Annotated in this window: 10 protein-coding genes; 4 read left to right on the plus strand and 6 right to left on the minus strand. The window is 63.8% G+C overall.

What is annotated here, in order from left to right; translation table 11 throughout:
• Positions 1-11 precede the first annotated feature (11 nt).
• Positions 12-932: a twin-arginine translocase subunit TatC gene (gene tatC / locus IBJ82_RS20035; RefSeq protein WP_194827480.1), complete on the plus strand. Its 921-nt coding sequence runs from the start codon at positions 12-14 to the stop codon at positions 930-932.
• Between the two features lie 22 nt (positions 933-954).
• Here the strand turns inward: tatC and tatB are convergent, their stop codons facing one another.
• A complete protein-coding gene (tatB, locus tag IBJ82_RS20040; protein ID WP_194827481.1) occupies positions 955-1,365 on the minus strand; it encodes a Sec-independent protein translocase protein TatB in 411 nt (136 codons plus the stop codon).
• 14 nt (positions 1,366-1,379) lie between these two features.
• A complete protein-coding gene (locus tag IBJ82_RS35405; RefSeq protein WP_194827482.1) occupies positions 1,380-2,126 on the minus strand; it encodes a helix-turn-helix domain-containing protein in 747 nt (248 codons plus the stop codon).
• A gap of 1 nt (position 2,127) precedes the next feature.
• On the opposite strand from IBJ82_RS35405, the gene IBJ82_RS20050 reads away from it, so the two are divergent.
• Together IBJ82_RS20050 and IBJ82_RS20055 are read left to right on the plus strand one after the other, a co-directional pair.
• A complete protein-coding gene (locus IBJ82_RS20050) occupies positions 2,128-2,670 on the plus strand; it encodes a hypothetical protein (protein WP_194827483.1) in 543 nt (180 codons plus the stop codon).
• 228 nt (positions 2,671-2,898) lie between these two features.
• Entirely contained in the window at positions 2,899-4,005 is a 1,107-nt protein-coding gene (locus IBJ82_RS20055; RefSeq protein ID WP_194827484.1) for an acyl-CoA dehydrogenase family protein, read from the plus strand.
• Positions 4,006-4,132: 127 nt separating this feature from the next.
• Here the strand turns inward: IBJ82_RS20055 and IBJ82_RS20060 are convergent, their stop codons facing one another.
• Both IBJ82_RS20060 and IBJ82_RS20065 read right to left on the minus strand, forming a co-directional pair.
• Complete coding sequence (locus tag IBJ82_RS20060; RefSeq protein ID WP_370585415.1) at positions 4,133-4,354, minus strand: enoyl-CoA hydratase-related protein; 222 nt, start codon at positions 4,352-4,354, stop codon at positions 4,133-4,135.
• 34 nt (positions 4,355-4,388) lie between these two features.
• Entirely contained in the window at positions 4,389-5,375 is a 987-nt protein-coding gene (locus tag IBJ82_RS20065; RefSeq protein WP_194827486.1) for a nitronate monooxygenase family protein, read from the minus strand.
• Positions 5,376-5,682: 307 nt separating this feature from the next.
• Between IBJ82_RS20065 and IBJ82_RS20070 the strand changes: the two genes are divergently transcribed.
• Complete coding sequence (locus tag IBJ82_RS20070; protein ID WP_194827487.1) at positions 5,683-6,828, plus strand: acyl-CoA dehydrogenase family protein; 1,146 nt, start codon at positions 5,683-5,685, stop codon at positions 6,826-6,828.
• A gap of 69 nt (positions 6,829-6,897) precedes the next feature.
• On the opposite strand, the gene IBJ82_RS20075 is transcribed toward IBJ82_RS20070, so the two are convergent.
• Both IBJ82_RS20075 and IBJ82_RS20080 read right to left on the minus strand, forming a co-directional pair.
• Entirely contained in the window at positions 6,898-8,187 is a 1,290-nt protein-coding gene (locus tag IBJ82_RS20075) for a TetR/AcrR family transcriptional regulator (RefSeq protein WP_194827488.1), read from the minus strand.
• Positions 8,188-8,227: 40 nt separating this feature from the next.
• Positions 8,228-8,830, minus strand: a complete 603-nt coding sequence (locus IBJ82_RS20080) for a hypothetical protein (protein WP_194827489.1) — start codon at positions 8,828-8,830, stop codon at positions 8,228-8,230.
• Positions 8,831-8,834: the final 4 nt, after the last annotated feature.

The raw sequence follows: 8,834 nt of genomic DNA on the forward strand, positions 1-8,834 counted from the left end.
GGCCTACCACTATGCGCATTTCGATCGACCCGTTACGGGGCAAGCGTCGGACCAATCCTGACGGCACGATGTCGCTGGTCCAACATCTACAGGAACTGCGTGCCAGGCTGCTGATCTCGATGGCCGCTGTCGTGGTCACGACACTGCTCGGAGTCTATTGGTACGCGCATTCGGTTCTCGGAATCCAGAGCCTGGGCGATGTCTTGCTCGGGCCGTACTGCGCGCTCGACCCCTCGACGCGGGCGGCGCTCACACCCGACGGATCGTGCCGGTTGTTCGCGACCGGTCCTTTCGAACAGTTCATGCTCCGGCTGAAGGTCGGGTTCACCGCGGGGGTGGTGTTCGCCGCGCCGGTGTGGCTGTATCAACTCTGGTCGTTCATCACGCCGGGGCTGTATGCCAAGGAACGCCGGTACGCGGTGTGGTTCGTCACCGCGGGGACGATCTTGTTCTCGACAGGAGCGGTGCTCGCGTATTTCGTGGTCGCCCACGCATTGAGCTTCCTGCTCGAAATCGGCAGCGAGGCGCAGATCACCGCGTTGAGCGGTTCAGAATATTTCGGCCTGATCATCCAGTTGCTGATCATCTTCGGTGTCAGCTTCGAGACACCGGTGATCATCATCGGCTTGAACGTGATCGGAGTGCTCACCTACGTGCGGCTGCGGGCGTGGCGACGCGGAATGATCTTCGGCCTTTTCGTTTTCGCCGCGGTCGTCACGCCGCAGGACCCGATTTCGATGCTGGTTCTGGCTGTCGCGTTGACTGTGTTGTTCGAAGTGGCGGTGCAGTTCGCTCGAATCAACGACAAGCGACGCAGCCGACGCGCAGTGGCCGAGGGCGACGATCTGCTCGATGACGAGACAGCTTCGGACCTGAGTGCGCCCGATCCGTTGATCTCGGCTGACGCGATCTCGTCGCCGCCCGAGAAATAGATCCTCGTCCCCGGAGGGCCTGTCAGGTGTAGTCGGTGTCTTCCCACCCGTGCAGCACCGACGATGTCGGTGGTTCGGTCGCTGGGGGACCGGGAACCGGCTTGCCGACCACGTTGAGATCTTCCGGGGTGGGTAGCGCACCCTCGATGTCACGCAGCATCGAATCGTCGCCATCGAAGAGATGTTGGGTGAGCAGCGATCGAGGCGACATGCCGCGCATCTTGTTGAGCTCGGCGAGGGGTTTGCGGAGTTCTTCGAACTCCGGGCCGATTTCCTGCTTCAAGTGTGTTGTCGCGCCGCCGGCGAAGTCTCGCAGTTGGCGCATGCTGTCGATCGTCCAGCGCAGTGCGCCGGGCAGGCGCTCCGGGCCGATGATGACGAGGGCGGCGATGACGAGAATGATCGTCTCGCTCCACCCGACGCTGCTGAACATCTACGTGGCCTCCATCAGTTTTCCGGGCCGTCGTCGCGGCAGTCTCGGGCGACCATCGCCGACCGCAACTGCCACAGATCCGATGCCCGCGCCGGGTTGAGCCCGGTGAGCCGGGCAATGCGGCGAAGTCGGTAGTCGACGGTATTGGTGTGGATATTCATGATTCGCGCGGTCTGCGCCCGGTTCAAGTTGTTGGCGATGTGCACCCGTAGTGTTTTCCGCAATTCTGGATGCTCCTCCAGCGGCGCCAACAATTCGCCGAGCCGGGAAAGGCCTAGTCCTGGCCGCGAAAGTTGGTATTCCAGTGCCAGTTCACCGAATCGATAGAGGCCCGGAGCGCCGGCGAGTCGCTCGACGACATCGAGTATTTCGTGGGCGGTTTTCGCTGCTGAGGCGATATCGGCGGTGGGCGCCGACACCACTGCCGCGACGAGTTCGACCTGTGCCGCCTCCGCCAGCGCTGCTACCAGTGCATCGAGTTCGTGCTCGGCCACCGCCTCGGCCGGGATGAGCAGGGTCCCGCCGTCGACAGTCAGCCGTGCCAAACCCTGGCCGTCGCTCTGTCGGTTCAGGGCTTTCCGCAACCTGCGCTGGTAGTGCAAGGCGATCCCGGCGTCCGGGTTCTCTCGAATCGCGATGGCGAGCACCGAGTACGTGGCAGCGATGGTTATGCCGCGAGCGGGCCATCGAGGGTGTCCACTGTCCGGCCAGTAGAGCAGAAGTGAGAGTCCGCTCTGCGTCCGGTCCGAATGTCGCTCCACCGTGCTCGCCGAGGTATGCGTGCGCAACGGTCATGCAGAGCTGATCGCTGATCGTCATGGCGATCTGGAATCCATCGATCACCGTCTCACGGGTGCAATCCTGGTACTGGACGAACATCTGGCCGACAACGATCCGGATGCCTTCATGGAAGCCGTGCAGGACAAGGTCGATGGGTACGCCTTCGCACGCCAATCCCGCGGCGATGATCGCAAGTTCGCCGAGTTCGTGCGTGATATCGCTTCCCTCGAGCATCCCTTGCGCGACCTCGAGGGAAGTTCGGGTGATTGCTACGAGTCTTGCCGCGATCGGCGTGCCGGGCGAAATGTCATACGTCGCTACATCGTCGATGAAATGGATGACGAGTTGATCGGTCAACGATGTCACATCGTGCAGTGTTCGCCGCCATGCGGCATTGTCGGATGGGATCGTCATCGTTGGTACCCCTTTCCGCAATCCTCGACCGACTCGGCGGGTGAACCCGAAATCAGCACTCTGCGACTGATATCGGCCTCGCATGAGGATCCGTCGCTGTGCTCGAGCTGAGTCAGTCGGGCAGGCGGGGCCCGCACGGGCGAACCGGCTACGTCGGTCGGCGGTAGCTCTTGCGGTGCATCGTGTTCCGAGCTATCGATGCAGAATTAACAGTAACATGACTTCCCGTGAGGACTCTATAGTGGTAATACACAGTCGAATTGCGGCAATTGATAGCCAAAATGATTGGTAACTTAAGGTCGTTGGGTCGGCGATGGTCGGCGACCGCGCGGGAGGATCATGGTGTCCGCAGAGTCGGGGCGCACCGTTGTCGCGGACCTGGCCAGGCGCACCGAGTCGCTGGTGCGCGACGTGGTGATCGATGTCGAAGATCGATATCACGGCAATGCTCACGATGTGCCCGATGACGTCCGTGCGGCGTTGCACACGGCTGCCAGAACGGCCGGCGTGTTCGCTCCTCAGATAGGCACCGAATTCGGTGGTGCGGGCCTGAACATGCGTGATCGTCTTCCGGTTGTCGAAGCGTCCGGGTATTCGCCGTTCGGCCCGCTCGCGCTGAATTGCGCCGCGCCCGACGATGGCAACATCTTTCTGCTCGAACAGCTGGCGTCGGTGGCACAACAGGATCGATACCTGATTCCGCTGGCGGCCGGACGCATCCGTTCCTGTTACGTATCGACCGAATCGACGGTCGTAGCCAGGGCAGGGCGATCGGGGCTGCCCACCATGGCCGAGCGCACCGGTGCCGGGTGGGTGATCAACGGCAGGCCGCAGTTCGTCCGCGGCGCGGTCGGTGCCTCTGTCGCGATCGTGACCGCACATACCAGCGCTGGTGGCGGATCTCGCGGCGGTACGACGATGTTCGTGGTGGACGCCGACACTCCGGGCTACACGCTGCGTCGCGATGTCGATTCCCCTCGGGCAAGGACGTTCGGTGGCGACGGCGAGTTGGTGTTCGAGGATCTCGAGGTCGGCGAGGACGCGGTGCTCGGCGACGTGGACCGTGGCGTCGACTATGCCCTGGCCAGCGTCGGGCCGGTGACGTTGACCGCCTGCATGCGCTGGATGGGATCGGCGCGTCGCGCCGCCGACATCGCCGTCGAACGGTCGGCCGCGCGCACGTCGGTAGGAAGCGTCGCAGGTGTGGTCGAGCAGTTCATCGTCGACAACGAGATCGATATACTGGCCGCTCGGGCACTCGTGGACCGGGCCTGTCTGCTCTTCGATGTCGAGGAGCCATCGGCACAGGCGATCTCGATCGCGAAAACGTTCGTCGTCGAAGCGGTGGGTCGGGTGGTCGACCGCTCACTACAGATCTGCGGTGTGCTGGGAGTTACCGGTGACGCGGTCCTGTCGAGATTGCATCGACAGGTTCGTTGGCTCTGATCTCGGAACACGGCCGAGCAGCGCCTGCCGATCCCCGCGATCGACGCTGTTGTTCAACGAGTTCGGCGGTGGCCACCTCGGCTCAGTTGCCGAGTGGACCACCGCCGAAACCCACAGTGGGGCTTTCTCAGCCGATGACCGCGGGCGTCAAGCCAGGTGAGCCGTGCAGTGTGCGCAGTTCGTGCTTGACCACCTTGCCGCCCGCGGCCGCGGCGGCGGCCAGGTCGGCGCCCATACAGGACGCTTTACCCGCACCGGTCAGCACGATCACCCGAACAGAGGGCCGATCCGCGGCCGCGCGGATGAGATCGCCCAGTTCGGTCATCGCTACGAGATCGATCGCGTTCAGGCGTCGTTAGCGTCCTCGACCAGAATGCTTTCGCTCATCGGGCCACCGTTTCGACGATCGACCCGGACAGGCGCCCGGCGATGAGTGCCTCGGCCTCGCGCACGATCCGCGCCACCAGGTCTGCGCAGGTGGGAATGTCGTGGATCAAGCCCTGACACTGGCCCACGCTCCAGATACCCGCGTCGAGGTCGCCGTCCTCGTAGACCTTGCGACCGCGAGCACCTGCCACGAGTTCGCGGACATCGTCGAACGTGCCGCCACCGCGCTCGATCTCGACAACCTGGCGGCTGACGGCGTTGTCGGCGACTCGGGCAGTGTTGTTCAAGGTCCGGAAGATCAGCTTGGTGTCGAGCTCGGTGTTGGCGACGATCTGTTCTTTGACCACATGCGCGATCGGCGACTCGACAGTGCACAGGAACCGGGTGCCCATATTGACGCCGTCCGCGCCGAGCGCCATCGCGGCGACCAGCCCACGAGCATCGGCGATGCCGCCGGAGGCGATCATCGGGATCTCGATCTCGCGAGCAGCGGCGGGAATGAGGACCAAGCCCGGTGTGTCGTTCTCGCCGGGGTGACCGGCGCATTCGAAGCCGTCGATACTCACCGCGTCGACGCCGACCTGCTGTGCCTTGAGCGCGTGCTTGACGCTGGTGCACTTGTGGAGCACCTTGATGCCCGCGTCCTTGAGGAAGGGCAGGTGGGTCGCCGGGTTGCCACCGGCGATCTCGACGATCGGGACGCCGCCGTCGATGATCGCCTGGCGGTACTCCGCGTAGGGCGGCGGAGTGATCGAAGGCAGGATCGTCAGATTCACCCCGAACGGCTTGTCGGTGAGGTCCCTGGTCCGGGCGATTTCCTCGCGGAGCGCCTGCGGGGTCGGCTGGGTCAGCCCGGTGATGATGCCGAGCCCACCTGCCTCCGAGACCGCGGCCGCGAGTTCGGCACGGCCGACCCACATCATCCCGCCCTGCACGATGGGGTGCTCGACACCGAAGGCCTCGGTGAATCGGGTGCGCAGCATGGAGCCTCTCTCCGCTCAGGAGTTCTGTGCCGGTGGCAGGAAACCCATGGCCTCTTTGCATCCGGCTAGAATCGTGATTAACTTAGTGAGAATGGTTGTTAACTTAACCGAGCTGGAGCGCTCCTGTCAACGAACTCGGGTGACATGCGAAACCGCTGGACCCACCCTGTCGATCCGATGATCGGGTGTATGCGGACCGGCGCGATCTGACTACTTTCGAGATGCGACTCATCCGCCGCGTCACGACGTTGCGCTACCGCACCGGTAGCTGATTCTCAACTCACCGAAACAAGGGAGAACAACCACTATGGGCGTCGAATTCAGCCCGGAACAGCAGGATTTCGCGGCGGCGGTCGCCGCGTTCGCCAAACGCGAGGCAGGCACCAGAGAAAAGCGTGACGCGCTGACCGAACACGACGCCGAGCAACACAACCCGGCGCTCTACGCCAAGATGGCCGAACTCGGCTGGCTCGGCCTGACGGTGCCCGAGGAATACGGTGGCTCCGACGCCACGATGGTCGATATGTGCATCCTGCTCGAGGAAGCCATGCGTGGCATGCTCCCGATCGGTGCGATCGGGCCGACGCTGATCACCGGTGGCGCCTACGCCAAGTTCGGCACCGAAACACAGAAGGACGACGTGTTGCGTGGCATCGTTCGTGGTGCGTCGCAGTCGATCTCGATGTCAGAACCCGAAGCCGGGTCCGACGTCGGTAACATCACCACCCGCGCGGAGAAGACCAACGACGGGTGGTTGATCAACGGGCAGAAGACCTGGTGTTCCAACGCCCATATCTCCGAGAACATTCTGCTCGTGGCCCGCACCGACCGTGGTGGCGGCAAGCACGAGGGCTTGACCATGTTCCACGTGCCCGCCGGTACCCCGGGGCTGAAGGTCAACCCGATCGAGTTGATGGGTAACCAGAAAGAAACCAACGACCTCTACTTCACCGACTGCCTACTCCCGGAGGACGCGGTCGTGGGTGAGGTCGGTAACGGGTGGCGTCAGCTGATGACGGGGTTGAACTTCGAACGGCTGATCCTGGCGGCGATGAGTTTGGGTGCGGCCGAGCGTGCTTTCGAGGACACCTTGCAGTTCGTGTCCGAGCGTAAGCAGTTCGGTCGGCCGATCGGGACGTTCCAGGCGTTGCGGCACCGGGTCGCGGACCTCGCGACCGAGATCGAGTGCACCAAGCTGTTGGTCTACAGCGTCGCCGCCGCGGTGGATGCGAATCCGACCAAGACCTTCGCCCGGGAGGCGTCGATGGCCAAGCTCAAGGCCACCGAGACCTCCAAACTGGTCGCGTTGGCGGGGATGCAGATGATGGGCGGTTACGGTTACGCCCGCGAGTTCGACATGGAAAAGCACGTCCGTGGCGCCCTGGTCTCGACCATTTTCGGTGGTACGAGCGAGATCCAGCGCGACATCATCGGCAAGACCTACGGTCTCTGAGACGCAGAATCAAGGAGCGTCCGACCGGTCACGGTCGGACGCCCCCTGAATTACGGCGTGAGTCGCTGCCTACCGCGGTAGGGGCTGACCGAGCAGAATGGTCTCGAGCAAGCGGATCACAGTTTCCTGTGGACTGATTCCGTGGTCGCCGAAGGTGCGCCCGAGGTCGACCACGAGGCTGAACGCCGCGTGCACGAGGATTCGGGCCTCGCCGATGGACAGGTCCGGCCTCGCCTCTACGACCAACTTCGCCCATTCGGTGATGATCAACTGTTGAAGATGGCGCAGGGTTACCTGATCGGGTTGGTCGACATGGCTGAACTCGGCGTAATAGACGAAGGTCAGTGCGCGCTCGGCGAACGAACCGGAGACATAGAGGTCGATCAGGGTGCCGAGTGCCTCGGCAGGAGTGTCCGCAGCGGCCACCGCGGGCGCGATCGCTCCCGATACCCGGTCAGCGGCGCGCCGGAAGGCCGCTACCAACAGGTCGCTCTTGCTGCGGTAGTAGCGATACACCGCCGATGCGGCCGACAGATCCGCGGCGGCGGCGATGTCTTCCATACTGACATTGGGATAGCCGCGCTCGTGGAACAGCTCGACGGCTTTGCCCAGCAGCAGATCATGCTTGAACGGCTGCGGTTGCTCGCTCTCGAGATCGGCAGGCTTGGTGCTGTCGAGTCCGCTGAGATCAGCATCGATCAGCGTCCAGCTGGTCGTATGGAGCAGCCGGGCGAGAGCCTTCGCCGGCACGGTGGCGTGGTGATCGCCGATGCTGCTGACCACAGCGAAGATCGAGACCGCGCGAACCGCCCGGTCTCGACCGTCCAACTCGGGTCTTACCTCGCCGATCAGCTTGCGCAGCGTGGCGATGGCCACGGCGAACTGATCGGTGAACTCCTGAAGATCGGTCGGCTCGAGATAGCGGCGCTCCCAGCGGGCCAGCGCCACGGTCGGCCGATTGGCGATCGTCAAGCCGATGATGGCGTCGAGCACATGATCCACGCGCTGGCGTGGCGTCCAGTCGACGGCCTCACCGGGTAGCTCGACCGCACCGACGGCTATCCCGGACAACCGCAGAAGTTCTTCCCGGAACAACGCGTATTTGCTCGGAAAGTGCCGATACAGCGCGGTGGAACTGATATCGAGGCGCCGCGCGATGTCGTCCATGCTCACACCGTGGTACCCGTGTGCGCCGAAGGCTGCGGCCGATTCTGCCGCGATCTGGGCACGACGATTCTTCGGCCTGCGCCTGACCTGGCGAGTCGGCGCATCCGCGGGGGATTCGTCTGCCTGGTTGCTCGTCGTCCTACCCTTTGTTCCGCGCGGGGAAAGTGAGTTCCCGATGATCTTGCCTGTCATGCTATCGCCTGGGGGAGTGAGGTCGATCCGCCGGACCGAGTCATGGGGTGGGCGGCGAGGTCAACGGGGAGTTCACCTTCTCGACGAGCCAGCGGCCGTCGTCGTTGCGCAGGTCGAACACCATCGACAGTTGACTCGGCTTGGCCTTGTGTTCGGTGCCGAGGCTGGAGATGGTTGTGCCGATCACCACGATCGCCTCGGCGGAGTTCTCGTCGCCGGAGCGCAGTGCGCACTGGGTATCGGTGACCTTCGAGACGACTTCGCCCTGGGTGAGGGCATCGCGCAGCTCGGTGCTGGTGGATTCGAACTGCTTCTTCCAGTCGCCCGTCGCGCCGTCGAGGACAGCCTTGAAGTAGGTGTCGAGGCTCTTGCTGTCGTAGTCGGCCAGCGCGGGCGCGTAGTGGCACGCGGCCTCGCGGGCCTGCTGTTGGGCCTCGAGGAGATCGGTGTTGCTCTTGTTCTCCACGAACAGGAACACCGAGGTCGCCAGCGAGGCGCCGAGGACGATCGCGGCAGCGCCGCGCAGGCCGAGAGTCTTGCGGTCCATCGCCCACCACTTGGCCTCGGTGGCCGTCTTCGCATCGACCGTGGCCGCGAGCCCTTCCGATGGTGCTGTGCTGGTGGATGTTTCGTCGTTGGTCATTGCT

Origin of the sequence: Nocardia sp. XZ_19_231, from assembly GCF_015355705.1 — a bacterium.
Taxonomy (GTDB): domain Bacteria; phylum Actinomycetota; class Actinomycetes; order Mycobacteriales; family Mycobacteriaceae; genus Nocardia; species Nocardia salmonicida.

What these genes read in the sequence shown, in the direction of transcription:
- IBJ82_RS20075 (WP_194827488.1), bottom strand. Translation starts at nt 8,187, where the DNA reads ATGACAGGCAAGATCATCGGGAACTCACTTTCCCCGCGCGGAACAAAG.
- IBJ82_RS20070 (WP_194827487.1), top strand. Translation starts at nt 5,683, where the DNA reads ATGGGCGTCGAATTCAGCCCGGAACAGCAGGATTTCGCGGCGGCGGTC.
- tatB (WP_194827481.1), bottom strand. Translation starts at nt 1,365, where the DNA reads ATGTTCAGCAGCGTCGGGTGGAGCGAGACGATCATTCTCGTCATCGCC.
- tatC (WP_194827480.1), top strand. Translation starts at nt 12, where the DNA reads ATGCGCATTTCGATCGACCCGTTACGGGGCAAGCGTCGGACCAATCCT.
- IBJ82_RS20055 (WP_194827484.1), top strand. Translation starts at nt 2,899, where the DNA reads ATGGTGTCCGCAGAGTCGGGGCGCACCGTTGTCGCGGACCTGGCCAGG.
- IBJ82_RS20080 (WP_194827489.1), bottom strand. Translation starts at nt 8,830, where the DNA reads ATGACCAACGACGAAACATCCACCAGCACAGCACCATCGGAAGGGCTC.
- IBJ82_RS20065 (WP_194827486.1), bottom strand. Translation starts at nt 5,375, where the DNA reads ATGCTGCGCACCCGATTCACCGAGGCCTTCGGTGTCGAGCACCCCATC.